The sequence below is a fragment of the Pseudomonas libanensis genome (assembly GCF_001439685.1).
Lineage (GTDB): Bacteria > Pseudomonadota > Gammaproteobacteria > Pseudomonadales > Pseudomonadaceae > Aquipseudomonas > Aquipseudomonas libanensis.
The window spans coordinates 519,025-542,040 of the sequence record NZ_JYLH01000001.1 but is presented as its reverse complement, the minus strand read 5'-3'; the positions used below and the strand labels follow the sequence as shown (position 1 = coordinate 542,040).

Annotated in this window: 24 protein-coding genes; 18 read left to right on the top strand and 6 right to left on the bottom strand. The window is 61.1% G+C overall.

Annotation, left to right across the window (positions count from 1 at the left end):
- The first annotated feature begins 486 nt into the window (after positions 1-486).
- From urtA to ureC, 11 genes are all read left to right on the top strand, one after another.
- Positions 487-1,752, top strand: coding sequence for an urea ABC transporter substrate-binding protein (gene urtA, locus TU73_RS02330; protein ID WP_057010781.1), 1,266 nt, complete (start codon positions 487-489; stop codon positions 1,750-1,752).
- Between the two features lie 166 nt (positions 1,753-1,918).
- Complete coding sequence (gene urtB, locus TU73_RS02325; protein ID WP_057010780.1) at positions 1,919-3,421, top strand: urea ABC transporter permease subunit UrtB; 1,503 nt, start codon at positions 1,919-1,921, stop codon at positions 3,419-3,421.
- Positions 3,421-4,488, top strand: a complete 1,068-nt coding sequence (urtC, locus tag TU73_RS02320) for an urea ABC transporter permease subunit UrtC (RefSeq protein WP_057010779.1) — start codon at positions 3,421-3,423, stop codon at positions 4,486-4,488. Before urtB ends, urtC begins: the two co-directional genes overlap by 1 nt.
- Complete coding sequence (gene urtD / locus TU73_RS02315; RefSeq protein ID WP_162276326.1) at positions 4,485-5,318, top strand: urea ABC transporter ATP-binding protein UrtD; 834 nt, start codon at positions 4,485-4,487, stop codon at positions 5,316-5,318. The genes urtC and urtD overlap by 4 nt, the downstream gene beginning before the upstream one ends.
- Positions 5,319-5,458: 140 nt before the next feature.
- On the top strand, positions 5,459-6,157 hold the full coding sequence (urtE, locus tag TU73_RS02310) for an urea ABC transporter ATP-binding subunit UrtE (protein ID WP_057010777.1): 699 nt from the start codon (positions 5,459-5,461) through the stop codon (positions 6,155-6,157).
- A gap of 31 nt (positions 6,158-6,188) precedes the next feature.
- Positions 6,189-7,028, top strand: coding sequence for an urease accessory protein UreD (locus TU73_RS02305; protein WP_057010776.1), 840 nt, complete (start codon positions 6,189-6,191; stop codon positions 7,026-7,028).
- Between the two features lie 176 nt (positions 7,029-7,204).
- Positions 7,205-7,507, top strand: a complete 303-nt coding sequence (ureA, locus tag TU73_RS02300) for an urease subunit gamma (protein WP_003171437.1) — start codon at positions 7,205-7,207, stop codon at positions 7,505-7,507.
- 9 nt (positions 7,508-7,516) lie between these two features.
- Positions 7,517-8,029, top strand: coding sequence for a GNAT family N-acetyltransferase (locus TU73_RS02295; RefSeq protein ID WP_057010775.1), 513 nt, complete (start codon positions 7,517-7,519; stop codon positions 8,027-8,029).
- Positions 8,030-8,034: 5 nt separating this feature from the next.
- On the top strand, positions 8,035-8,568 hold the full coding sequence (locus tag TU73_RS02290; RefSeq protein ID WP_057010774.1) for a GNAT family N-acetyltransferase: 534 nt from the start codon (positions 8,035-8,037) through the stop codon (positions 8,566-8,568).
- Entirely contained in the window at positions 8,565-8,870 is a 306-nt protein-coding gene (locus tag TU73_RS02285) for an urease subunit beta (protein WP_057010773.1), read from the top strand. Before TU73_RS02290 ends, TU73_RS02285 begins: the two co-directional genes overlap by 4 nt.
- Positions 8,871-8,980: 110 nt before the next feature.
- Positions 8,981-10,681: an urease subunit alpha gene (gene ureC / locus TU73_RS02280; protein WP_057010772.1), complete on the top strand. Its 1,701-nt coding sequence runs from the start codon at positions 8,981-8,983 to the stop codon at positions 10,679-10,681.
- 56 nt (positions 10,682-10,737) lie between these two features.
- Here ureC and TU73_RS02275 read toward each other — a convergent pair whose 3' ends face one another.
- Positions 10,738-11,679 carry a DnaJ C-terminal domain-containing protein gene (locus TU73_RS02275; RefSeq protein WP_057010771.1) on the bottom strand — a complete coding sequence of 314 codons (942 nt, stop codon included), beginning with the start codon at positions 11,677-11,679 and terminating at the stop codon, positions 10,738-10,740.
- A 236-nt stretch (positions 11,680-11,915) separates the two neighbouring features.
- Here TU73_RS02275 and TU73_RS02270 point away from each other — a divergent pair, with 236 nt between their 5' ends.
- Positions 11,916-13,184 carry an Hsp70 family protein gene (locus TU73_RS02270; RefSeq protein WP_057010770.1) on the top strand — a complete coding sequence of 423 codons (1,269 nt, stop codon included), beginning with the start codon at positions 11,916-11,918 and terminating at the stop codon, positions 13,182-13,184.
- A gap of 136 nt (positions 13,185-13,320) precedes the next feature.
- On the opposite strand, the gene TU73_RS02265 is transcribed toward TU73_RS02270, so the two are convergent.
- The 3 genes from TU73_RS02265 to TU73_RS02255 form a co-directional block, all read right to left on the bottom strand.
- A complete protein-coding gene (locus TU73_RS02265) occupies positions 13,321-14,334 on the bottom strand; it encodes an AI-2E family transporter (RefSeq protein ID WP_046070680.1) in 1,014 nt (337 codons plus the stop codon).
- A 209-nt stretch (positions 14,335-14,543) separates the two neighbouring features.
- Positions 14,544-14,843: a PsiF family protein gene (locus TU73_RS02260; RefSeq protein ID WP_005784310.1), complete on the bottom strand. Its 300-nt coding sequence runs from the start codon at positions 14,841-14,843 to the stop codon at positions 14,544-14,546.
- Positions 14,844-14,914: 71 nt separating this feature from the next.
- On the bottom strand, positions 14,915-15,703 hold the full coding sequence (locus TU73_RS02255) for an AraC family transcriptional regulator (protein WP_057010769.1): 789 nt from the start codon (positions 15,701-15,703) through the stop codon (positions 14,915-14,917).
- A 96-nt stretch (positions 15,704-15,799) separates the two neighbouring features.
- Here TU73_RS02255 and TU73_RS02250 point away from each other — a divergent pair, with 96 nt between their 5' ends.
- Positions 15,800-16,690: a DMT family transporter gene (locus TU73_RS02250; protein ID WP_057010768.1), complete on the top strand. Its 891-nt coding sequence runs from the start codon at positions 15,800-15,802 to the stop codon at positions 16,688-16,690.
- Positions 16,691-16,787: 97 nt separating this feature from the next.
- Complete coding sequence (locus TU73_RS02245) at positions 16,788-17,318, top strand: ferritin-like domain-containing protein (RefSeq protein WP_057010767.1); 531 nt, start codon at positions 16,788-16,790, stop codon at positions 17,316-17,318.
- A gap of 131 nt (positions 17,319-17,449) precedes the next feature.
- Here TU73_RS02245 and TU73_RS02240 read toward each other — a convergent pair whose 3' ends face one another.
- Positions 17,450-19,516, bottom strand: a complete 2,067-nt coding sequence (locus TU73_RS02240) for an AsmA family protein (RefSeq protein ID WP_057010766.1) — start codon at positions 19,514-19,516, stop codon at positions 17,450-17,452.
- 357 nt (positions 19,517-19,873) lie between these two features.
- On the opposite strand from TU73_RS02240, the gene TU73_RS02235 reads away from it, so the two are divergent.
- The gene (locus TU73_RS02235) at positions 19,874-20,194 is read left to right on the top strand and encodes a hypothetical protein (RefSeq protein ID WP_003188116.1); all 321 of its coding nucleotides are present in this window, start codon (positions 19,874-19,876) and stop codon (positions 20,192-20,194) included.
- Positions 20,195-20,346: 152 nt separating this feature from the next.
- Positions 20,347-20,979, top strand: coding sequence for a TetR family transcriptional regulator (locus TU73_RS02230; protein WP_057010765.1), 633 nt, complete (start codon positions 20,347-20,349; stop codon positions 20,977-20,979).
- Positions 20,980-20,984: 5 nt separating this feature from the next.
- Here TU73_RS02230 and TU73_RS02225 read toward each other — a convergent pair whose 3' ends face one another.
- Positions 20,985-21,491, bottom strand: a complete 507-nt coding sequence (locus tag TU73_RS02225; RefSeq protein ID WP_057010866.1) for a C40 family peptidase — start codon at positions 21,489-21,491, stop codon at positions 20,985-20,987.
- Positions 21,492-21,831: 340 nt separating this feature from the next.
- Here TU73_RS02225 and ureE point away from each other — a divergent pair, with 340 nt between their 5' ends.
- Both ureE and TU73_RS02215 read left to right on the top strand, forming a co-directional pair.
- Positions 21,832-22,332, top strand: coding sequence for an urease accessory protein UreE (gene ureE / locus TU73_RS02220; protein WP_046070673.1), 501 nt, complete (start codon positions 21,832-21,834; stop codon positions 22,330-22,332).
- A complete protein-coding gene (locus TU73_RS02215; protein WP_057010764.1) occupies positions 22,329-23,003 on the top strand; it encodes an urease accessory protein UreF in 675 nt (224 codons plus the stop codon). Before ureE ends, TU73_RS02215 begins: the two co-directional genes overlap by 4 nt.
- Positions 23,004-23,016 lie beyond the last annotated feature (13 nt).

The window sequence follows — 23,016 nt, the reverse complement described above, 5'->3', positions numbered from 1 at the left end:
GACAAATCCCGGCCCAACCGGGGGTAACTCCACCGCTGGCTTGGGGTCTGCCCCAAACCAGCCACGCTTGAATCGCTCCATTTCATCACCGCTATGTGCATATATCGCGGCGCCAGGAATTGGCAACCGCTGCATTCATAGTCGGCAGTAACGGGCGATTGGAGGTGCCAAATAGGTATGCCAACGGAAACCCTCGCGTACAGCACAGCATGGGGCATTCTCGACGACCTGCAGCACTTGCCACGTGCCTGAGCGGGAGGCTCATCCTGGAACATCACCGCGCGCCGCTTGCGCTGCATATTGCTTCCACGCCCCTTTTTGAGGCGCGTCGCGCACCCGCCGCCTTTTGCGGCGCCAAGCTGGTGCGCATGGACGTGCAGCAGCCCCGGCAACCCCATTCAAACCTGCTGTTGGCACCGCAGGCACAGCCTTTGCAAAGCCCTGCGTATCTGCCCATAAAAACTATCGGTTTACGGAGATCGCACCATGCAGCGTCGCAGCTTGATCAAGGCTTTCACTTTGTCGGCATCCATTGCCGCCATGGGTTTGACCTGGACCGTCCAGGCCGCCGAAACCATCAAGGTCGGCATCCTGCACTCGTTGTCCGGGACCATGGCGATCTCCGAAACCTCGCTCAAAGACATGGCGCTGATGACCATTGACGAGATCAACGCCAAGGGCGGCGTGAACGGCAAGATGCTCGAACCGGTGGTGGTCGACCCGGCGTCGAACTGGCCGCTGTTCGCCGAGAAAGGCCGGCAATTGCTGACCCAGGATAAAGTCGCGGTGGTGTTCGGCTGCTGGACCTCGGTGTCGCGTAAATCGGTATTGCCGGTGTTCGAGGAACTCAACGGCCTGCTGTTCTACCCGGTTCAGTACGAAGGCGAAGAGATGTCACCCAACGTGTTCTATACCGGCGCGGCGCCGAACCAGCAGGCGATCCCGGCGGTGGAGTACCTGATGAGCGAAGAAGGCGGCGGTGCCAAGCGTTTCTTCCTGCTCGGCACCGACTATGTGTACCCGCGCACCACCAACAAGATCCTGCGTGCATTCCTGCATGCCAAAGGCGTGGCCGACAAAGATATCGAAGAGGTCTACACCCCATTCGGCCACGCCGATTACCAGACCATCGTCGCCAACATCAAGAAGTTCTCCGCCGGTGGCAAGACGGCGGTGGTCTCCACCGTCAATGGCGACTCCAACGTGCCGTTCTACAAGGAGTTGGCCAACCAGGGCCTGAAGGCCACCGACGTACCGGTGGTGGCGTTCTCCGTGGGTGAAGAAGAACTGCGCGGCATCGACACCAAGCCGTTGGTGGGCAACCTCGCCGCGTGGAACTACTTCCAGTCGGTGGAAAACCCGGTGAACCAGAAGTTTGTCGCCGACTGGAAAGCCTATGCCAAAAAGCACAACCTGCCGGGCGCGGACAAAGCCGTGACCAACGACCCGATGGAAGCCACCTACGTGGGCATCCATATGTGGGCGCAGGCGGCGGAGAAAGCCAAGTCCACCGACGTCGACAAAGTGCGTGAGGCCCTGGGCGGCCAGACCTTCGCTGCACCGTCGGGCTTCACCCTGACCATGGACAAGACCAACCACCACCTGCACAAGCCGGTGATGATCGGTGAGATTCAGGCCGACGGGCAGTTCTCGGTGGTGTGGCAGACCCAAGAGCCGATTCGGGCGCAGCCGTGGAGCCCCTACATCCCGGGTAATGACAAGAAGCCGGACTATGCCGTGAAGAGCAACTAAAGCCCACACAGCTCAAATGTGGGACGCGGTCACTGTGGGAGCTGGCTTGCCTGCGATGCAAACAACCCGGTGTGCCTGACACACCGCAGCGATGCCATCGCAGGCAAGCCAGCTCCCACACACAACCAGCTCCCACACTGTCCCCGCATGATCAGGACATTTTGCTATGCCCACTGCCCTCCACCGTTTCATCCTCGCCCTGCTGCTGTGGCTGCCCCTGGCCGCACACGCCAGCGACGCCGAAGACTTCCTCAACGCCAATCCGGTGCAGCAAGCCAAACTCCTGCAGGACTGGGCCGCCAACCCCGACCCTGCGCGTATCGAGTTGGTGGACGCCCTTGAGCAAGGCCAGCTCATGCTCAACGGCGAGACCGGGACCGTACGCCTGAACAACCGCCTGCGCGGCTTGATCAATAACGTCCAGGCCAGCCAGCAGTTGCTCGCCGCCGACCCCAAGGTACGCCTGGCAGCCGCGCGCACCCTGCAAAAAAGCGCCGTACCTGCGCAGTTGAAATTCCTCGACCAGCAGGTCGCCGCCGAGACCGACGAGCAGGTGCACAGCGCCCTGAGCCTGGCCCTGGCCAACCTGCAACTGGTGGACAGTGACCCGGTGGTGCGCCTGGCTGCCGTGCGCTTGCTCGGCAGTACCGGCGACCCGCTGGCTCGTACCCGCCTGGAAGCGCTGCTGGCGCCAGGCGTGGAAGTTGACGCCGCCGTGCACACCGCGGCCGAAACCAGCCTGGCCCAGGTCAAGCGCAAACTGATGATGGGCGAGATCCTCGGCCAGGCGTTCAGCGGCATGTCCCTGGGGTCGATCCTGTTGCTGGCGGCGCTGGGCTTGGCAATCACCTTCGGTCTGCTCGGCGTGATCAATATGGCCCATGGCGAGATGCTGATGCTCGGCGCCTATTCGACCTATGTGGTGCAGTTGATGATGCAGCGCTATGTGCCTGCTGCTATCGAGTTCTACCCGTTGATCGCGCTGCCGGTGGCGTTCTTCGTCACCGCGGCCATCGGCATGGCCCTGGAGCGCACCGTCATTCGTCATCTGTATGGTCGGCCGCTGGAAACCCTGCTCGCCACCTGGGGCATCAGCCTGATGCTGATACAACTGGTGCGCCTGGTGTTCGGCGCGCAGAACGTCGAAGTGTCCAACCCTGCGTGGTTGTCCGGGGGCATCCAGGTACTGCCCAATCTGGTGCTGCCGTACAACCGCATCGTCATCATCGCCTTCGCGCTGTTCGTGGTAGTGCTCACCTGGCTGCTGCTGAACAAGACGCGCCTGGGCCTGAACGTGCGCGCGGTCACCCAGAACCGCAACATGGCCGCCTGCTGCGGCGTGCCCACCGGGCGCGTGGACATGCTCGCCTTTGGCCTGGGTTCCGGCATCGCGGGCCTTGGCGGCGTGGCGCTGAGCCAGATCGGCAATGTCGGCCCGGACCTGGGCCAGAGCTACATCATCGACTCGTTCCTGGTGGTGGTGCTCGGCGGCGTCGGCCAGTTGGCCGGCAGTGTCATGGCCGCCTTCGGCTTAGGGATCGCCAACAAAATCCTCGAACCCCAGATCGGCGCCGTGCTCGGCAAGATCCTGATCCTCGCGCTGATCATTCTGTTTATCCAGAAACGCCCGCAAGGACTCTTCGCACTGAAAGGACGGGTGATCGACTGATGAACCAGCCATTGATGCTTACGGCCACGCAAAAGGCCGGTCCCAAGGTCACGATTGCGGTCGGTGTGGTGATCCTCGCCGTGCTGCTGGCGTTGCCGCTGCTGTCGCTGCTACCGGCGGACAGTACCTTTCATGTTTCCGCCTACACCCTGACGCTGGTGGGCAAGATTCTCTGCTATGCCATCGTCGCCCTGGCGCTGGACCTGGTATGGGGCTACGCCGGCATGCTGTCTCTGGGTCACGGCCTGTTTTTCGCCCTGGGTGGCTATGCCATGGGCATGTACCTGATGCGCCAGGCCTCCGGCGATGGGTTGCCGGCGTTCATGACCTTTTTGTCCTGGACCGAGCTGCCTTGGTACTGGGCCGGCACCGACCACTTCCTCTGGGCTTTGTGCCTGGTGGTCTTGGCGCCTGGACTGTTGGCATTGGTGTTCGGTTTCTTCGCCTTCCGCTCGCGGATCAAGGGCGTGTATTTCTCGATCATGACCCAGGCCCTGACCTTTGCCGGGATGCTGTTGTTCTTTCGCAACGAGACCGGGTTTGGCGGCAATAACGGCTTTACCAATTTCCGCAGCATCCTCGGGTTTGGCATCACCGAACCCGCTACGCGGGCGGTGTTGTTCGTGGCGACAGTGCTGTTGCTGGTGGCGAGCCTGTACATCGGCTGGCGCCTGGCGCAGAGCAAGTTCGGCCGAGTGCTGACTGCACTGCGCGATGCCGAGAACCGCCTGATGTTCTGTGGTTACGACCCGCGAGGCTTCAAGTTGTTTGTGTGGGTGTTGAGCGCGGTGCTGTGTGGCTTGGCGGGCGCGCTGTATGTGCCGCAGGTGGGCATCATCAACCCCAGCGAAATGTCGCCGACCAATTCCATCGAAGCCGCCGTGTGGGTGGCCCTGGGCGGGCGCGGAACGCTGATCGGGCCATTGCTCGGGGCCGGCGTGGTCAATGGCATGAAGAGCTGGTTCACCGTGGCCTTCCCGGAGTACTGGCTGTTCTTCCTCGGCGCGCTGTTCATCATCGTTACCCTGTACCTGCCCAAGGGCGTTATCGGGCTGCTGAAGAAATGAGGAACGTCATGCTTGAACCTATTTTCGATGCGGGCAGCGGCCGCGATGCGATCGGTATCGGCCAGGCAGCAGGCAAAGGACTCAACACCCGCCATGGCACCATCCTGACCCTGGAAGACATCAGCGTCAGCTTCGACGGTTTCAAGGCGCTCAACGACCTCAACCTCTACATCGGCGTCGGTGAACTGCGCTGCATTATCGGCCCCAACGGCGCGGGCAAGACCACGCTGATGGACGTGATCACCGGCAAGACCCGGCCCAGCCACGGCAAGGCCTGGTTCGGCGAAACCCTGGACCTGACCAGCATGAGCGAAGTGCAGATCGCCCAGGCCGGTATCGGCCGCAAGTTCCAGAAACCCACGGTGTTCGAAGCCCTCAGCGTGTTCGAAAACCTCGAGCTGGCGCAGAAGGCCGACAAGTCGGTGTGGGCCAGCCTGCGTGCGCGCCTGAACGGTGAGCAGAAGGAACGCATCGAGGAAGTGCTCGACACCATCCGCCTCACCGCCTCGGTGCATCGCCCGGCCGGCCTGCTGTCCCACGGCCAGAAGCAGTTCCTGGAAATCGGCATGCTGCTGATGCAAGACCCGCAACTGTTGCTGCTGGATGAACCGGTGGCAGGCATGACCGACGCCGAAACCGAATTCACCGCCGAGCTGTTCAAGCGCCTGGCCGGCAAGCATTCGTTGATGGTGGTGGAGCACGACATGGGTTTTGTCGGCTCCATCGCTGATCACGTCACCGTATTGCACCAGGGCAGCGTATTGGCCGAAGGGTCGCTGGAACAGGTGCAGGAAAACGAGCGGGTGATCGAGGTTTACCTCGGTCGCTAACGCTGACACGAACTGCTTTATGTGGGAGCTGGCTTGCCTGCGATCCAGGCGACTCGGTGTATCCGGTACACCGCTATCGCAGGCAAGCCAGCTCCCACAGTTGATTCGGTTCCCGCAGGGGGATTGAGGAGGTTTTGAGAATGCTGCAAGTCGACACGCTGCACCAGTACTACGGCGGTAGCCACATCCTGCGCGGGCTGTCCTTCGACGTGAAGATCGGCGAAGTCACCTGCCTGCTCGGGCGTAACGGCGTGGGCAAGACCACCTTGCTCAAGTGCCTGATGGGTTTGCTGCCGGCCAAGGAAGGCGCGGTAAATTGGGAAGGCAAGGCCATCACCGGCTTCAAGCCGCACCAGCGTGTGCATGCTGGCATCGCTTATGTGCCCCAGGGACGGGAGATTTTTGCCCGGCTGACGGTGGAAGAGAACCTGCTGATGGGCCTGTCGCGCTTCCCCGGCTCAGAAGCCAGGGAAGTGCCCGCATTCATCTACGAACTGTTCCCGGTGTTGCTGCAAATGAAGCATCGCCGTGGCGGCGATCTGTCCGGCGGCCAGCAACAGCAATTGGCAATTGGTCGTGCGCTGGCCAGCCGCCCGCGCCTGCTGATCCTCGATGAGCCCACCGAAGGCATCCAACCATCGGTGATCAAGGAAATCGGCGCGGTGATCAAGAAGCTCGCGGAACGCGGCGATATGGCGATCCTGCTGGTGGAGCAGTTCTACGATTTCGCCGCCGAGCTGGCGGACCAGTACCTGGTGATGTCCCGGGGTGAAATCGTGCAGCAAGGCCGCGGTGAAAATATGGAAAGCGAAGGTGTGCGTGGGCTGGTAACCATCTAATCTGTAGCCTCCTGACGATAAGCACCCGGCCATGAACCTGCCCATATCCCCTGCCCTGTTCAGCCCCAGCTGGCACGCCGAGCTGGAACTCGGCTATGCGCGTTTCGGCGACACCACGCGCCCGGTATTGCGCCGCCACCTTGGCCCGCTGCGGGTGCAAAAGCACCTGTACGCCGAAGGCCCCGAGGTGTGCCAGCACATCATCGTGCACCCGCCCGGCGGAATTGCCGGCGGTGATCGCCTGGACATCAGCGCCCATGTCGGCACTGGGGCCTGGGCGCAACTGACCAGCCCCGGCGCCGCCAAATGGTATCGCGCCAGCGGCCCGGCGTTTCAGCAAGTCGAGTTGACCGTCGAGGCCGGCGCGACGCTGGAATGGCTGCCCCAGGAAACCATCGTGTTCAGCGCCGCCCAGGCCGAACTCACTACGCGCATCGAGCTGTTGGGCGATGCGCGGCTGTTCTATTGGGATGTGGTCGCCCTCGGTCGCCCGGCCAGTGGCGAACGGTTCGACCTGGGCCACTTTCAATCGCACCTGGACATTCGCCGCGACGGCCAGTTGCTCTGGCATGAGCGCCAGCGCATTGTAGGCGCCGATGGGCTGCTGGATTCGCCTATCGGGCTGGATGGGCAGCCGGTGTTTGCCACGTTGCTGGTGACGGGTGAAGTCGATGCAGAATTGCTTGAACAATGCCGCTCACTGCCCCACGCGGTGCGCGGTGACCTGACCCAACTGCCTGGGTTGCTGGTGGCTCGTTGCCTGGCCGGTGAAGCGTTGCTGGCGCGGGGTTGGCTGATTGAACTATGGAAATTGCTACGCCCGGCAGTGCTGGGGCGAGAAGCAGTCGCACCACGAATCTGGAGCACATGAAGATTACAAAGTGGAACCTGTTCCCTGTGGGAGCTGGCTTGCCTGCGATGGCATCACCTCGGTGCATCAGAAACACCGAGTCGCCTGTATCGCAGGCAAGCCAGCTCCCACATAAATCAGCTTCACACGGAATCTTCGTTGTATTTAAGAATGAATTTTATGAAGGACTTTGAACCATGGACCTGACCCCACGGGAAAAAGACAAACTGCTGATCTTCACCGCAGGCCTCGTAGCCGAGCGCCGCCTGGCACGCGGTGTGAAGCTCAACTACCCGGAAACCATCGCCTATATTTCCGCCGCGCTGATGGAAGGCGCCCGCGATGGCCGCACCGTGGCTGATCTGATGCACTACGGCACCACGCTGCTCAGCCGCGAGCAGGTGATGGAAGGCATCCCAGAGATGATTCCGGACATCCAGGTGGAGGCCACCTTTCCCGACGGCACCAAGCTGGTCACCGTCCACCAGCCCATTGCGTGAGGCACTGCGATGATTCGTGATGCGACCGAATACGACCTGCCGGCGATCTGCGCCATCTACAACGACGCGGTACTCAACACCACGGCAATCTGGAACGAGCAACCGGTGGACCTGGCCAATCGTCAAGTCTGGTTCAGTGCGCGCCAGGCCCAGCAGTATCCGATTCTGGTGGCGGTGGAACACGATGAAGTCATCGGCTACGCCTCATTCGGCGACTGGCGGCCTTTCGAAGGCTTTCGCTACAGCGTCGAACACTCGGTGTACGTGCGCAACGATCAACGTGGCAAGGGCCTTGGCCCGCGCCTGATGCAAGCGCTGGTCGAGCGTGCGCGCAGCGGCGGCAAACACGTAATGGTCGCAGCCATCGAAAGCGGCAACCAGGCATCCATCCACCTGCATGAGCGCCTGGGCTTCATCACCACCGGGCATATGCCGCAAGTGGGCATCAAGTTCGGCCGCTGGCTGGACCTGACCTTTATGCAACTGACCTTGAACCCGGGCGCCGAGCCGCCCAAGGAGTGAGATCGATGAACGCTGCACAATTGCGTCGAGTCAATGCTGAAAGCTTCGCCCATTACCGCCTGGGTTTGATCGGGCTGTTGCTGGACGCGGTGCAGCATGGGGCTTCGGTGGGTTTTATGGACGACTTCGACGAAGCCCAGGCCCGCGCTTATTTGAGCGGCGTGCAAGCCAGCATCGAAGACGCCAGCCTGCTGCTGTGGGTGGTGGTACGTGACGAGCAGGTGATCGCCAGCGTGCAGTTGGCGCTGTGCCAGAAAGCCAATGGACTCAACCGCGCCGAAGTGCAAAAGCTGCTGGTGCACAGCAGCGCCCGCCGCCACGGCCTGGGCCAGCAATTGATGAACACCCTGGAGCTCGCCGCACGCCAGCACAAGCGCGGCCTGCTGTACCTGGACACCGAGGCCGGCTCCGGCGCCGAAGCCTTCTACCAGTCGCTGCGCTACACCAAGGTCGGTGAGCTGCCCGACTACTGCCAAAGCCCGGACGGGCGCTACAGCCCGACCGCCATCTATTTCAAGACCCTGGGGCAGCCTGCATGATTCCTGGCGAATACCAGATCCAGCCGGGCGACATCGAACTGAATGTCGGCCGCCGTACCCTTACCCTCGACGTAGCCAACAGCGGTGACCGACCGATTCAGGTGGGTTCGCATTACCATTTTTTCGAGACCAATGACGCGCTGGAGTTTGACCGTGCCGCAAGCCGTGGCATGCGTCTGAATATTCCGGCGGGCACGGCGGTGCGGTTTGAGCCGGGGCAGCGTCGGGAGGTGGAGTTAGTGGAGTTGAGTGGGGCAAGGCGGGTATTCGGGTTTGCAGGGCGGGTCATGGGCGACCTTTAAGGCCTCATCGCAGGCAAGCCAGCTCCCACAGTTGGAATGTATTCCCTTGTGGGAGCTGGCTTGCCTGCGATAGCGATTTCACCTTCAACACACATCTTCAGGGCACACACATGAAAATCAGCCGCCAAGCCTACGCCGACATGTACGGCCCCACCGTCGGTGACAAGGTCCGCCTGGCCGACACCGACCTGTTCGTCGAAGTGGAACAGGACTTCACCGTCTACGGCGAAGAAGTCAAGTTCGGCGGCGGCAAGGTGATCCGCGACGGCCAGGGCCAGAGCCAGTTGCTCGCCCATGAAGTGGTGGACACCCTGATCACCAACGCGCTGATCATCGACCACTGGGGCATTGTCAAGGCTGACGTTGGCCTCAAGAACGGCCGCATCCACGCGATCGGCAAGGCCGGCAACCCGGATATCCAGCCCGGCGTGACCATGGCCATCGGCGCCAGCACCGAGGTGATAGCCGGCGAAGGCATGATCCTCACTGCCGGCGGCATCGACTCCCATGTGCATTTCATCTGCCCGCAGCAGATCGAAGAAGCGCTGACCAGCGGCGTCACCACCATGATCGGCGGCGGCACCGGCCCGGCCACCGGCACCAACGCCACCACCTGCACCTCAGGCCCATGGCATCTGGCGCGCATGCTGCAGGCCAGCGATGCGTTCCCGATGAACATCGGTTTCACCGGCAAGGGCAACGCCAGTCTGCCCGAGCCGCTGATCGAGCAGGTCAAGGCCGGCGCCATTGGTTTGAAGCTGCATGAAGACTGGGGCACGACTCCGGCAAGCATTGATAACTGCCTGAGCGTGGCCGACCAATACGATGTGCAGGTGGCGATCCACAGCGACACCCTCAACGAATCCGGTTTTGTCGAAACCACCCTCGCCGCCCTCAAGGGCCGCACCATCCACACCTATCACACCGAAGGCGCCGGTGGCGGTCACGCGCCGGACATCATCAAGGCTTGCGGTTACCCGAACGTGCTGCCCAGCTCCACCAACCCGACCCGACCTTTCACCCGCAACACCATCGACGAACACTTGGACATGCTGATGGTCTGCCATCATCTGGACCCGAGCATTGCCGAAGACGTGGCCTTCGCCGAAAGCCGCATCCGCCGCGAGACCATCGCCGCCGAAGACATCCTGCACGACCTCGGCGCGTTCTCGATGATCAGCTCCGACAGCCAGGCCATGGGCCGCGTCGGTGAAGTGATCACGCGCACCTGGCAGACCGCCGACAAGATGAAAAAACAGCGCGGCGCCCTGCCCGGCGATGGCCTCGGCAACGACAATTTCCGCGCCAAGCGCTACATCGCCAAATACACCATCAACCCGGCAATCACCCACGGCATCAGCCATATCGTCGGTTCCATCGAAGTGGGCAAGTGGGCCGACCTGGTACTGTGGCGCCCGGCGTTCTTCGGTATCAAGCCGACGTTGATCCTCAAGGGCGGCGCGATTGCCTCCAGCCTCATGGGCGACGCCAATGCCTCGATCCCCACGCCGCAGCCAGTGCATTACCGCCCGATGTTCGCCAGCTTCGGCAGCGCGTTACACGCCACCAGCCTGACCTTTATCAGCCAGGCCGCCGAGGAGGCCGGCTTGCCCGAGGCCCTGGGCTTGAAGAAGCAAATTGCGGTGGTCAAGGGCTGTCGCGGTGTGCAGAAAACCGACTTGATTCACAACGATTATCTGCCGGATATCGAGGTGGATCCGCAGACGTATCAGGTCAAGGCCGATGGGGTATTGCTGTGGTGTGAGCCGGCTGAGGTGTTACCTATGGCGCAGCGTTACTTTCTGTTCTGAAGACTGCTGACTTGACTAATGCGGGAGCGGACTTGCCCGCCCCCACACGGGTCGGCTTAGAAGTTTTCGCGTGGATTGAAGTTGGCTTTTTTCGCCAGCTCCTGCCACAGCGCAATGGTCTCGTCGTCAGCTTGCTTGGGCATCACCACCTTGAGCTGCACAAACAGATAACCGCGCTGCCCGGCCTTGTTCAGCAAGCCGTGGCCCTTGGCGCGCATGCGCTGGCCGTTCTGGCTGCCGGCGGGCACCTTGAGGTTGATCTTGCCGGTGAGCGTCGGCACTGCGACTTCCGCGCCCAACGCCAGTTCCCACGGTGCCAGGGGCAAATTGATGATCAGGTTTTCGCCGTCCACTTCAAACTTGGGGTGCGGTGCAAACTTGATGATCAGGTACAGGTCGCCATTGGCGCCCCCACCAATGCCCGGTGCGCCCTGCCCCTTGAGGCGGATACGCTCGCCGTCGGCCACGCCGGCGGGAATCTTCACGTTCAGGCTCTTGGTGGTGTTGCTGACGTGACGGCCCGAGGCGTCGTATTGCGGCACCTGGAAGTTGATCTGCTTGGACTCGGTGGACAGCGTCTCTTCGAGGTGCACCGTCAGTTGCATCTCCACGTCCTGGCCCTTGCGCCCCGCAGGACGGCGCTGGCCCCCACCGAACGCGTCGCCACGACCACCGAAGATCGAGCTGAAGAAATCGGAAAAGTCCTCGGTACCCGCGCCGCCACCGCCGAACCCACCACGGCTCTGCCAGCCCGGTGGCCCCTGGAACGGTTGGCCATGCTGGCCGTATTTACGCAGCTCGTCGTACTCGGCGCGCTTGTCGGCACTTTTAAGCGCCTCATAGGCTTCGGACGCGTCCTTGAATTTCGCTTCGGCGTCTTTTTCCTTGCTGACATCGGGGTGATATTTGCGCGCGAGCTTGCGATAGGCCGCCTTGATTTCCTTATCATCGGCCGTCGGCTCTACACCCAGAATCTTGTAGTAATCTTTGAAATCCATCGGCGGTTCACCATCCTTTATCGAGATCGCACTGCCCGGGGCACCATGTGCGCTGGTTTGCACCTGTTGAGGGCGGCCTGGGGGGTACGTCAAAGTGTTATCGGCATCAGCCGTATGCACCAGATGTGGGGGCAAATCCCGTACTTTCAAGCGTGATTTAACGGATAGTCGGCCTACGCAAGCGCCTGCGACTGGCATACACTGCGCGGCCGTTTTTCAACCGGAACCCGATAGACATGAAAAACCCATCCCCAGCCCGTGCCTGCGGTATCGACTTCGGCACGTCCAACTCCACCGTCGGCTGGATCCGCCCCGGCGAGGAGACGCTTATCGCGCTGGAGGACGACAAGATCACCTTGCCGTCGGTGGTGTTCTTCAACTTCGAGGAGCGTCGCCCGGTTTACGGCCGCCTGGCCCTGCACGAGTACCTGGAAAACTACGAAGGCCGGCTGATGCGCTCGCTCAAGAGCCTGCTGGGTTCCAAGCTGATCAAGCACGACACCAGCGTATTGGGCACGGCCATGCCGTTTACCGACCTGCTGGCGCTGTTTATCGGCCAGCTCAAGAGCCGTGCCGAGGCCACTGCCGGCCGTGAGTTCGAGGAAGTGGTACTGGGCCGCCCGGTGTTCTTCGTCGATGACGACCCGATGGCCGACCAGGAGGCCGAGAACACCCTGGTGGACGTGGCGCGCAAGATCGGCTTCAAGGACATCTCGTTCCAGTACGAACCGATTGCGGCGGCGTTCGACTACGAGTCCACCATCGAGAAAGAAGAGCTGGTGCTGATCGTCGACATCGGCGGCGGTACGTCAGACTTCTCCCTGGTGCGCCTGTCCCCGGACCGCCGACACAACGACAACCGCCAGAGCGACATTCTCGCCACGGGTGGCGTGCACATCGGCGGCACCGACTTCGACAAGCAACTGTCCCTGGCCGGCATGATGCCGCTGTTCGGCTATGGCAGCCGCATGAAAAGCGGCGCCTACATGCCCACCAGCCACCACATGAACCTGGCTACCTGGCACACCATCAACTCGGTGTACTCGCAGAAATCCCAACTGGCCCTGGGCAGCATGCGCTATGACATCGAAGACACCGGCGGCATCGACCGCCTGTTCAAGCTGATCGAACAGCGCGCCGGGCACTGGTTGGCGATGGAAGTCGAAGAGACCAAGATCCAGCTGACCCACGAAGACAACCGCCATGTGCTGTTGGATCGGGTCGAGCCGGGCTTGAGCGTGGACCTGAGTCGCACCTTGTTCGAGTCCGCCATCGATGGCCTGCTCGAGCGTGTGCGCAACAGCGTGACCCAGTTGCTCACCGATGCTTCGGTGGATGTGGCCCAGGTGGATACGGTGTTCTTTACCGGTGGTTCCAGCGGCATCCCGGCACTGCGCCACAGCATCTCGGCAATGCTGCCGAATGCGCGGCATGTGGAAGGCAATATCTTCGGCAGTATCGGCAGCGGTCTGGCGATTGAGGCGAGCAAGCGTTACGGCAGCTGAGTTTCAGCTGAAACCGCGGCGCGCCCTTCGCGAGCAAGCCCGCTCCCACACTTGACCGCGTTCCATCTTTGGAATGCAGTCGAATGTGGGAGCGGGCTTGCTCGCGAAGAGGCCAGTTCACCCCCCGAATCTGTCTTTAAACCATCCCACCCAGCTTCAGCTCGCTCTTCAGATAGGCATAATAAATCGGTCCCGCCACCACTCCCGGCAAACCGAACGCTGCTTCAAACACCAGCATCGCCAACAACAACTCCCAGGACTTGGCACTGATCTGCCCGCCGACGATGCGTGCGTTGAGGAAGTACTCGACCTTGTGGATCACGATCAGATACCCCAACGCCGCCACCGCCACCCAGATCGACAGCGACAGCGCGACGATGGTGATCAGGGTGTTGGACATCAGGTTGCCGATCACCGGCAACAGGCCGAGCAGGAAGGTCAGCACGATCAGGGTCTTGGTCAACGGCAAGTGGATGCCGCACAACGGCAGCACCACCGCGAGGAAGATCGCAGTGAAGGCGGTGTTAAGCGCGGCGATCTTGATCTGGGCGAAAACGATGTTGCGAAACGCCTGGACCAGCAGGTGCAGGCGATCGAACAACGCCGCGGCCAAAGGTTTGCGCTTGGTCAGGTCGGGCACGCGCTGCAGCGCGATGATGGCGCCGAGCACCATACCGATCAGCAAGGTGACGAACATGTGCGCAGCGTCTTTGCCAACCAGTTGCAGTTCGCTCAGGTGCTTGCTCAGCCAATCGCCGATGGCCACGCGAAATTCGGCGGCGCTGGCGGGCAGGTAGGCGTCGATAAACGGCGGCAGTTGACCGCGTGCGCGGTCGACCACGCCCATGAATTTGTCGAGGGAGGCCCCGGGGTTTTCCGCTTCGTGGAGCAGGAAACTGATGGCACCGGCGAAGATCAAGGTGAGTACGCTGACGATCAGCGTGCCCAGCAAGGCCACCGCCAGCCAACGTGCACGCCGGCCTTCGATCAGGCGTTGCAGTTGCGGGGTGAGCATGTTGACCAGTTCATAGACCAACAGGCCGGCCAGCAGGCTGGGCAGCAATTTGAGCGGCAGCACCAGCAGCAACCCGCCGAAAATGATGATGTAGCTGGACAGCAACAACACATGACGCTGAGAAAACGTTGGCATACAGCCTCAAAACAAACGGCGTTAAAGGATGGGCAGTCTGCCAGCGTTGCAGGCATCAAGCGAGGGGGGACGACTGTGAATGCGATCAAGTGTGGGAGGGGGCTTGCCCCCGATTACGGTGGATCAGCCAATGAATCGATTGACTGACACTGCGCTATCGGGAGCAAGCCCCCTCCCACATTCGATCTGCAGCGCCTGCGAAATCGGGATTAACCTTTGAGGCAGGTGCTCATGAATGTTTTACGCGCATCGCCGGTCAACGCTTTGGTTTTAGCCGACGCATTGCAGTCTTTCATCTTCTGCTGCTGCGGCGTCAGGGTCTTGGCATCGTTGGCGGCAGGCGCCGACAGGCAGGTCTTCATGAAGGCCTTGCGGTCATCGCCTTTAAGGGTCTTGGTCGTGGCCTCGGCATTGCAGGTGGTCATTTTGTTCTGCTGGGCGGTAGCGGCAAAACCTTGGGAACACAGCAGCAAGCCCATCATCAACAACGGAATACGCAGCATCTTCATGGAGTTTTCTCCCTGTTACCGTGCCGACGGGCACGGCCTACCTGCCAGTGTAGTCAAAACCTGTTACAACTTCAGCGACCACGTATATTCGAGCGCCGGTACTGCTCCGGCGTGCAGCCGGCGTGACGCTGGAACATGGCGATAAACGCCGAAGCGGTGCTGTAGCCCAAATCAAACGCCACATGTTGCACGCTGCGTTCGCTGTCCAAGGCTTCGATGGCAGCCAGGTAGCGCAGGCGCTGGCGCCATTCGCCAAAGCTCATGCCCAGTTCACGCACAAACTGGCGCGCCAGGGTGCGTTCGCTCACATGTACCTGTTCGGCCCATTGCACCAGCGGACGATTGTCGCCGGGCTCAGCCTGCATGCCCTCCAGGACTCCCAGCAGCCCAGGATGGCGAGCGTAGGGAAGGAAGCCGTCGTGAATCGGCGCCTGTTTGAGCTGGTCCACCAGCACCTGGGCCAGGCGAATATCGGCGTCGGCCTGCGGAATATTCACGTCACGCTGGGCGAAATCACTGAGGATGGCCTTGAGAATATCGCTGATCGCCAGGGTGCACGGGGTTTGCGGCAGTTGCTCACAGAGTGCCGGCGCCAGGCCCACCGAGCGATACACGATCGCCTGGGCGTTGTAGGAGCTGTGCTCGGTATCCGGTGGGATCCATACCGCGTACTGCGGCGGCGACATAAAGCGGTTGCCGGCGACCTCCATGCGCATCACGCCATTGGCCGAATAGTCCAGCGAGCCCCAGCCATGCCGGTGCGGAGTGCACTCGGTATCCGGGGCGAACTCGGAGTAGCGGAAGTACACAGGGCTGGGCAGGCTGGCGAAATCCGCGAGGCGTACGGTATGTCTGGGCATGTTGTCTGGATTCAGAGGTCGGTTGTCTGGTTCGCAGTATAGGCTTCGATCCAGACAGGGGATAATCCCGCCTCGTCAACACACTGGATTATTTCGATGCAATACGCGTATCCGCTGCTGGCCATCCTTATCTGGGCCGGCAACACCGTGATCAACAAACTCGCCGTGGGCTCGATCTTCCCGGCTGAAATCGGCTTTTACCGCTGGCTGTTCGCCGCGCTGCTGTTCACCCCGTTCATGCTCAAGCCGGTCGTTGCCAACTGGGCGCTCATCCGTCCGAACCTGGGCAAGATCTTCATCCTCGGCGTGCTGGGCATGGCGGTGTATCAAAGCCTGGCCTATTACGCGGCCACGCTGACCAGCGCCACCAATATGGGCATCATCCTTTCGCTGATGCCGCTGATGGCCCTGACTGCCGCCATCATCAGCCTGGGCCAGCGCCTGACCTATGGCGCGCTGACCGGCGCAGTGCTGTCATTCGCCGGCGTGGTGGTGGTGGTGTCGTCCGGCAGCCTGGCCGCGCTGCTGCAACACGGGGTCAACCTGGGCGACGGCATGATGCTCATCGCCACGTTGGCCTACGCGATCTACAGCACCCTGCTGAAGAAATGGCAACTGCGCCTGCCACCTCTGGTACTGCTGTATTTGCAGGTGCTGGTAGCGGTGGTGGTGCTGTTTCCGCTGTACCTGTTCTCGACCAAGGCGGGTTTGGGCTGGGCGAACATACCGCTGGTGCTGTATGCCTGCCTGCTGGCCTCGATGCTGGCGCCGCTGGCGTGGATGCATTCGGTGAAAACCCTGGGGCCGAGCCGTACCACGCTGTTCTTCAATTTACTGCCGTTGATTACCGCGTTGATTGCAGCGGTGGTACTGAAGGAAGAGTTGGCGCTGTATCACCTGGTGGGCGGCTTGCTGACCTTGGGCGGGGTGATCCTCTCGGAGCGATGGACCACGCCGGTCAGAGCCCGTCATGACACATCCTGTTAAATCCGATAAAACTTTTCGCCTGGCCCGGGACTCACAACCTGTAGCGATCACGCCGGCAGAGCGTGGCGTAAAACCGGATTAGCCCCAGGAGATTGAAATGACTGAAGCCCACTTGACTGACGTTGCGACCTTGCGCAGCCGCGCCCGCCAGAACGTCGAAAACGGTGCCGTGACCGAAGGCTACGACGCCGACCGTGAGGAAATCATCCGCCTGCTCAACGAGGCGCTGGCCACCGAGCTGGTCTGCGTGTTGCGCTACAAGCGTCACTACTTCATGGCCAACGGCCTGAAAGCCAGTGTCGCCGCCGATGAGTTCCTCGAGCATGCCACCCAGGAAGCCGAGCACGCCGACAAACTAGCCGAGCGCATCGTGCAACTGGGCGGCGAACCGGAGTTCAACCCCGACCTGCTGTCGAAGAACTCCCACGCCCAGTACGTGGCAGGCAACTCACTCAAAGAGATGGTCTACGAGGATCTGGTGGCCGAGCGTATCGCGGTGGATAGCTACCGTGAAATCATCCAGTACATCGGTGATAAGGATCCAACTACCCGCCGTATCTTCGAAGACATCCTGGCCCAGGAAGAAGAACACGCCGATGACATGGCGGATATTCTGCAAGACTTGTAATCAGCAACACAGCAGCCCCTCTGTGGGAGGGGGCTTGCTCTCGATAGCGCAGTGTCAGCCGAAGATTGACTGGCTGAAACACCTATATCGGGAGCAAGCCCCCTCCCACATTTGGTTTCAGGTGCAGGCAGCTACTTCACCGTTTTCGGCGCCCTGCCTTCCTTCATCTGTTGCAGCAACGGTGCGCACTCATTGGGCTCTCCGCCACTTGGAGCGACCAACGCGAGCAATCCGGCGGCCGGCCCGGCAATAACGCCCAGGGCCACCATGCCGGCGCCGCGCAGGGCCAGGGGGATGGCTTTCACGCCAGCATTGGGCTTGATAAACGGCCCATTGACGTACAGCGGCGAGCGCAGCGAAAACAAGCGAAAGCCCTTGGACTCTGGCGTGATGGTCAGGTCCAACTGCTCCGTGGCCATGTTTGCGGTGCCATCGATGTAGATGATGGCGTTCTCGGTATCGAACACAAACAACCGCGTGGTCGCCAAGCCCGTCTTGATGCCGAAGTCCGCCGCTGCGCAGTTGATCTTCACTTCCTTGTCGCCGAACAGGCGGCCCACCACGTAGTTGCCCACATTGAGCCCGGCGATTTCCATCAGGCCTCGGCTGATGGCGCCGTCGTTGATCAGCATCTTCAGGTCACCGTCGGAGGTAGCCAGCAACGCCGCCACGGAATTGCCGCGCCCGGCAATATCGGCATCGCCGTTGAGTTCACCAAAGCTGGTTTTCATCGGTTCAAAGGTCGGGAACAACTGCTTGAGCTTGAAGTTACGCGCGGTCAACTTGGCGCGGCCTTCCATCGGTGTGGTGCGGCCGTTCAAGCGAATCTGCGCGTCGAGCTTGCCACCGGCCACGCCGAAGCGCAGCGGTTCCAGGCTCAGTTGGCCGTCGTTGAGCACCAGGTGCGTATAGAGGTCGGTGAAGGGCAGGTCGGCACTGTGCACGATGCGCTTGCCGGTGAACTCCACGTCGGCATCCATGGCACTCCAGCGCTCGGTGCGGAACTCTTCCACCGGCAACACCTTGGTCGACGGTTGCTTGCTCTCCCCGCCTCGAGCCTTTTGCTTGGCATTGGAATCAGCGCCGATCAAGGGTGCCAGGTCATCCATGAGCAACTGGTTGGACACCAGCGCGCCGCTGAGCTTGGGCCGCGGCTGGCTGGCGACATAGGCCAGGTCGCCGTGGATATCGCTGTTGCCGATCTTGCCGTTGAATTTTTCGTAGCGGAATGAGGCGCCGCTGGCTTCATGCAGCTTGGCGATCAGGTGGCCATCGGTGGAATAGGCCGGCGAGTCCGGCAGGGTGACGCCGGTCAGCGGGTACAGGTTGCCCAGGCTGCTGCCCGAGAGTTTCAGGCGCAGGTCCAGGGCGCCGAGGTTCAACGGGTCGGTCAGGGTGCCGGCCAGGGCGATGCTGGTGTCGGCGACTTTGACCTGGGCTTGCAGTGGGAACGGCTTGGCCGCGTCCTGCAAGGCCAGCAGGCCGCCGATCTTGCCGGTGCCGGCGAGCTGCTGGCCGTGGTATTGGCCTTTGACCTTGAGGCCGAACGCGTAGTCCTGAGGCGCCGAGCCTTTTTCCAGGGCCTTCTTGGCGTCGGCGTCGCCAACGATCTCGCCGAACGGGATCGGTTTGCCCAATGGGTCGATGATCACATCGAGCTGGGTCTTGAGGGTTTGATCGTCGAGGGTCACATGGCCCTTGTCGAAGCCGATGGCGCCAATGTCCACCACCCAGTTGGAGGGTTCGGCGTCGGGATCCTTTGGATCGAACTTGAAGGTCCAGTTGGCACGGCCGTCGGCCAGGCGCTGCAACTGGGCACTCGGTTCGGTGAGGTCGATACGTGGGATCACTACGTGCTGCACCAGCAAGGCCAGGGGCGAAATACGCAGCTCGACCTTCTTGAGCGTGACCATCTGCGGTTGTTTCGACCAGTCGGGGTTGCCCAGGGTCAAGTCTTCGGCAATCACATGGGGCCACGGCACCCAGGCGCGCCAGCCGCCTTCATCGGGCTCACGCTGCCACACCACCGCGAGGTTACCGTTGATGGCGAACGGACGATGCAGTTCTTCGGAGACCTTGGCATTGAGGGGCGGCTTGATGCGATTCCAGTCGAAGAACACCAACACCAGTACCACGACGGCCATTAACAGAACGAAGCTGGCGCAGCTCCAAGCGACAATTTTACGAGTGCGCGTCATTGCACAGGGCTCCTGAATACGACTGGCTGGGCTACAGCCTTTTAAACAGCTTATAGGACTACGACTGGCAAAGTGCCTGGGGGTTTAACGCAACGGCGGATTTAGCCGAAAAAAGCGATTTTCCTGATCAACCAGACAATTTTCTCCATCGACGACGCACCATTGTTACCCAGGCTCGTGTCGAAAATACCCACATCGGTGCAAAGCCGCGGGCTTGAGAGGCTCGATCTAGAGCCTCCGGCGAGAACAATCAATTCTGTTGATTATTACCATTGTGTTTATGAACTTTTATATCGACTTATCAAGGGTAACATTAGCCCTGTACCCACTTTATCGCCCTCCCTAGGAGCAACCATCATGAAACGCCAATTACTCGCTACCGTTCTGTTATCTGTCCTGGCTTCCAGCGCTTTCGCCCTGCCAGCCGCTGAACAGGCCACCCCACAGAACAAAGCCCAAGCCGTGCAGACCAGCCAAACCGTGGCTCGCAGCGGTTCGCAAGAAGACGAAAACCGTGATTACGCCAAAGGCGCCGTGGCTGAAAATGGCTACAACCGCCTGCAAGAGAAAGGTCTGGTCGAAGGCGGTGCTGAACAAGCCAACAAACGCGCCTACACCGAAGGCGTTGCTGAAGGCGGTGCCGACCGTCTGCAAGAACTGCATCAAGCACAGAGCTAAGCCTGTGGTGGCCCAAAAAAAAGCCCGATCTGCCGATCGGGCTTTTGCTTTTATATAGACCGCATCACGCCCCCGCCCCTGCCAAGTTCGACGCCGGCAAAGCGCTTTTGCTAGAGTGCGTCGCTGTACTTGCCGACAAAGCTCATCCGCTCATGCTGCCCCGTGCCGAACAGAAGCAACAGACCCGCCTCGCCTTGATGGACGCAGCCCGCCATCTGATGGAGTGTGGCCGTGGGTTTGGCAGCCTGAGCCTGCGCGAAGTGGCCAAGACCGCCGGTATCGTGCCCACCGGCTTCTACCGTCATTTCGCCGATATGGATCAACTCGGGTTGGTATTGGTCAGCGAAGTCGGCCAGACCTTCCGCGCCACGATTCGCCTGGTGCGCCATAACGAGTTCGTGATGGGTGGCATTATCGATGCCTCCGTACGGATCTTTCTCGATGTGGTCTCGGCCAACCGGTCACAATTCCTGTTCCTGGCCCGTGAACAGTACGGCGGTTGCCTGGCGGTACGCCAAGCCATCGCGGCCCTGCGCGAAGACATCACCCGCGACCTGGCGGCCGACCTGACGCTGATGCCCAAGTTGCAGCACCTGGACGCAGAGGGTTTGCATGTAATGGCTGACCTGATCGTCAAAAGTGTGTTCGCCACCCTGCCCGACATCATCGACCCACCGGCCCATGCCCTGCCGCCCCACCTCACGCCCCAGGCGAAAATCACCCAGCAACTGCGCTTTATCTTTATCGGCCTCAAGCATTGGCAGGGGCTGGGCAGCACCGAATAAGCCGGTCAGCCCGCCGTGTGGAAGCGCTTGGCCGTGGTGTAGTTTTTATTCCAATAGCTGTTGCTCAGTGAATCGATACGGATCTTTTTGCCGGTGCGCGGCGAATGGATGAATTTGCCTTCACCTATATACAGGCCGACATGGTTGACCTGGCCGCGCCCGTTGCCTTTGAAAAATACTGCATCCCCAGGCTTCAAGGCATTGCGCTTGATGGTCGCCGCCGAGGACCGGTGCATGGCCGCGGTGGTGCGGGGTATCAGCACATTGGCTTCGGTCTTGAACAGATACACCAGGAAGCTGCTGCAATCGAAGCCTTGCTCCGCCGACGTGCCGCCCCATTTATAAGGCGTGCCCAACAACTCATGGGCGCGATCGATCACGCCGTCGATGGACGCAGGCTGGATGGCCTGCAGGGAAGTACCGAGGGTTGCGCGTGGTTGAAGACTGGCCGAGGCCGATGAAATGACAAAGGTCAGGCTGACAAGGCATACGCATAAAAGTGATCTAAACATGATGAACGTCGCGGTGGAATTAAACACGGCGCACAGCCTAAATAAGCCGCGAGTAATGCCATGAACTCCAAATCCTGGTAGCTCGTAGGACAAATCCGAAAAAACACCAACAAGAACATGATGAAAGAAACTTCATCAAAGTCCGCACCGACTTAAACGTAAAACGCCCCTCACCGGTGCTATAAATCCCGTCACGCACCAAATCGATACACCAGGAGAACTTCCTGACGCCCTATTGGGCAGCATGCCCATGCCTGCCTACAGGGAATTCCTACTCAACCTGCGGATTGGCAAGCCCCTTGCTCTAGCTCATCCATCGCTCATAGCTGGAAGCCTCCTGATGCTGGTGATACACCGCCGAATCGCCCCGCAAGCCCTCTGGGCCGCCGAATTGCTGCTGAACTTCGAAGCCCGCAGCAAAAGCCGCCTGCGCTGTTTCAGTGCCGAGGGTGAAGATGTCGGCCTGTTTCTGGAGCGTGGCCAGCCGCCGCTGCACGATGGCGAATTCCTACAAGCCGAAGACGGACGTGTCGTACGCGTTCGCGCCAGACCTGAACAGCTGTTGCACGTCACTTGCCGCAATGCGTTTGAACTGACCCGCGCTGCCTACCACCTGGGTAACCGCCATGTGGCCCTGCAAGTCGGCGACGGCTGGCTGCGTCTGCTCGATGACTACGTGCTCAAGGCCATGCTTGAACAGCTGGGTGCCGACGCGCAGACCATCGAAGCGCCGTTCCAGCCGGAACACGGGGCCTACGGCGGCGGCCATCATCATTCGCGGCATGGCGACGAAGACTTCAACTACGCGCCCAAGCTGCATCAGTTTGGCGTGCGCGCATGAACCCAGCCTGGGCGCTGTTGCGCCTGGCCAGTCCGCAATTGCCGATTGGCGGCTACAGCTATTCCCAGGGCCTGGAAATGGCGGTGGACAATGGTCGCGTGCAGGATGCCGCAAGCGCTCGGCGTTGGATCAGTGATCAGTTGCTGCTCAACCTGGCGCGCTTCGAGGCACCGCTGCTGCTCGCCCATTGTCGCGCCGCCGCCGAGCAGGATTGGCCGCAGCTGGCACAGCTGTGTGAAGAACACCGTGCCAGCCGCGAGACCCGCGAGCTGTATCAGGAGAGCCGACAGATGGGCTACTCCCTGCAACAACTGCTCACTGGCTTGCCGGAACTGGACAGCGCCGCCCGTGAGTTCGTTGCACAACGCGGCGAACCGCACCTGGCCCTCGGCTGGGCCCTGGCCGCCCGCGCCTGGCGTATCAGCCCAGAGGACGCCCTCGCCGCCTGGCTGTGGAGCTGGCTGGAAAATCAGTTGGCGGTGTTGATGAAAACCCTGCCCCTCGGCCAGCAAGCCGCACAACGCCTGACCAGCGAATTGTTGCCGCTGCTGCAACAAGCCCAGCAAAACGCCGAGCGCATTGACCCCATGTATTTCGGCAGCGCCGCCTTTGGCCTGTCCCTGGCGTGCATGGCCCACGAGCGCCAATACAGCCGCCTGTTCCGTTCCTAGTTGTTTTGGAGAA

Coding starts and splice junctions, on each gene's coding strand:
- urtA (WP_057010781.1), top strand. CDS start 487: ATGCAGCGTCGCAGCTTGATCAAGGCTTTCACTTTGTCGGCATCCATT.
- urtB (WP_057010780.1), top strand. CDS start 1,919: ATGCCCACTGCCCTCCACCGTTTCATCCTCGCCCTGCTGCTGTGGCTG.
- urtC (WP_057010779.1), top strand. CDS start 3,421: ATGAACCAGCCATTGATGCTTACGGCCACGCAAAAGGCCGGTCCCAAG.
- urtD (WP_162276326.1), top strand. CDS start 4,485: ATGAGGAACGTCATGCTTGAACCTATTTTCGATGCGGGCAGCGGCCGC.
- urtE (WP_057010777.1), top strand. CDS start 5,459: ATGCTGCAAGTCGACACGCTGCACCAGTACTACGGCGGTAGCCACATC.
- TU73_RS02305 (WP_057010776.1), top strand. CDS start 6,189: ATGAACCTGCCCATATCCCCTGCCCTGTTCAGCCCCAGCTGGCACGCC.
- ureA (WP_003171437.1), top strand. CDS start 7,205: ATGGACCTGACCCCACGGGAAAAAGACAAACTGCTGATCTTCACCGCA.
- TU73_RS02295 (WP_057010775.1), top strand. CDS start 7,517: ATGATTCGTGATGCGACCGAATACGACCTGCCGGCGATCTGCGCCATC.
- TU73_RS02290 (WP_057010774.1), top strand. CDS start 8,035: ATGAACGCTGCACAATTGCGTCGAGTCAATGCTGAAAGCTTCGCCCAT.
- TU73_RS02285 (WP_057010773.1), top strand. CDS start 8,565: ATGATTCCTGGCGAATACCAGATCCAGCCGGGCGACATCGAACTGAAT.
- ureC (WP_057010772.1), top strand. CDS start 8,981: ATGAAAATCAGCCGCCAAGCCTACGCCGACATGTACGGCCCCACCGTC.
- TU73_RS02275 (WP_057010771.1), bottom strand. CDS start 11,679: ATGGATTTCAAAGATTACTACAAGATTCTGGGTGTAGAGCCGACGGCC.
- TU73_RS02270 (WP_057010770.1), top strand. CDS start 11,916: ATGAAAAACCCATCCCCAGCCCGTGCCTGCGGTATCGACTTCGGCACG.
- TU73_RS02265 (WP_046070680.1), bottom strand. CDS start 14,334: ATGCCAACGTTTTCTCAGCGTCATGTGTTGTTGCTGTCCAGCTACATC.
- TU73_RS02260 (WP_005784310.1), bottom strand. CDS start 14,843: ATGAAGATGCTGCGTATTCCGTTGTTGATGATGGGCTTGCTGCTGTGT.
- TU73_RS02255 (WP_057010769.1), bottom strand. CDS start 15,703: ATGCCCAGACATACCGTACGCCTCGCGGATTTCGCCAGCCTGCCCAGC.
- TU73_RS02250 (WP_057010768.1), top strand. CDS start 15,800: ATGCAATACGCGTATCCGCTGCTGGCCATCCTTATCTGGGCCGGCAAC.
- TU73_RS02245 (WP_057010767.1), top strand. CDS start 16,788: ATGACTGAAGCCCACTTGACTGACGTTGCGACCTTGCGCAGCCGCGCC.
- TU73_RS02240 (WP_057010766.1), bottom strand. CDS start 19,516: ATGACGCGCACTCGTAAAATTGTCGCTTGGAGCTGCGCCAGCTTCGTT.
- TU73_RS02235 (WP_003188116.1), top strand. CDS start 19,874: ATGAAACGCCAATTACTCGCTACCGTTCTGTTATCTGTCCTGGCTTCC.
- TU73_RS02230 (WP_057010765.1), top strand. CDS start 20,347: ATGCTGCCCCGTGCCGAACAGAAGCAACAGACCCGCCTCGCCTTGATG.
- TU73_RS02225 (WP_057010866.1), bottom strand. CDS start 21,491: ATGTTTAGATCACTTTTATGCGTATGCCTTGTCAGCCTGACCTTTGTC.
- ureE (WP_046070673.1), top strand. CDS start 21,832: ATGCTGGTGATACACCGCCGAATCGCCCCGCAAGCCCTCTGGGCCGCC.
- TU73_RS02215 (WP_057010764.1), top strand. CDS start 22,329: ATGAACCCAGCCTGGGCGCTGTTGCGCCTGGCCAGTCCGCAATTGCCG.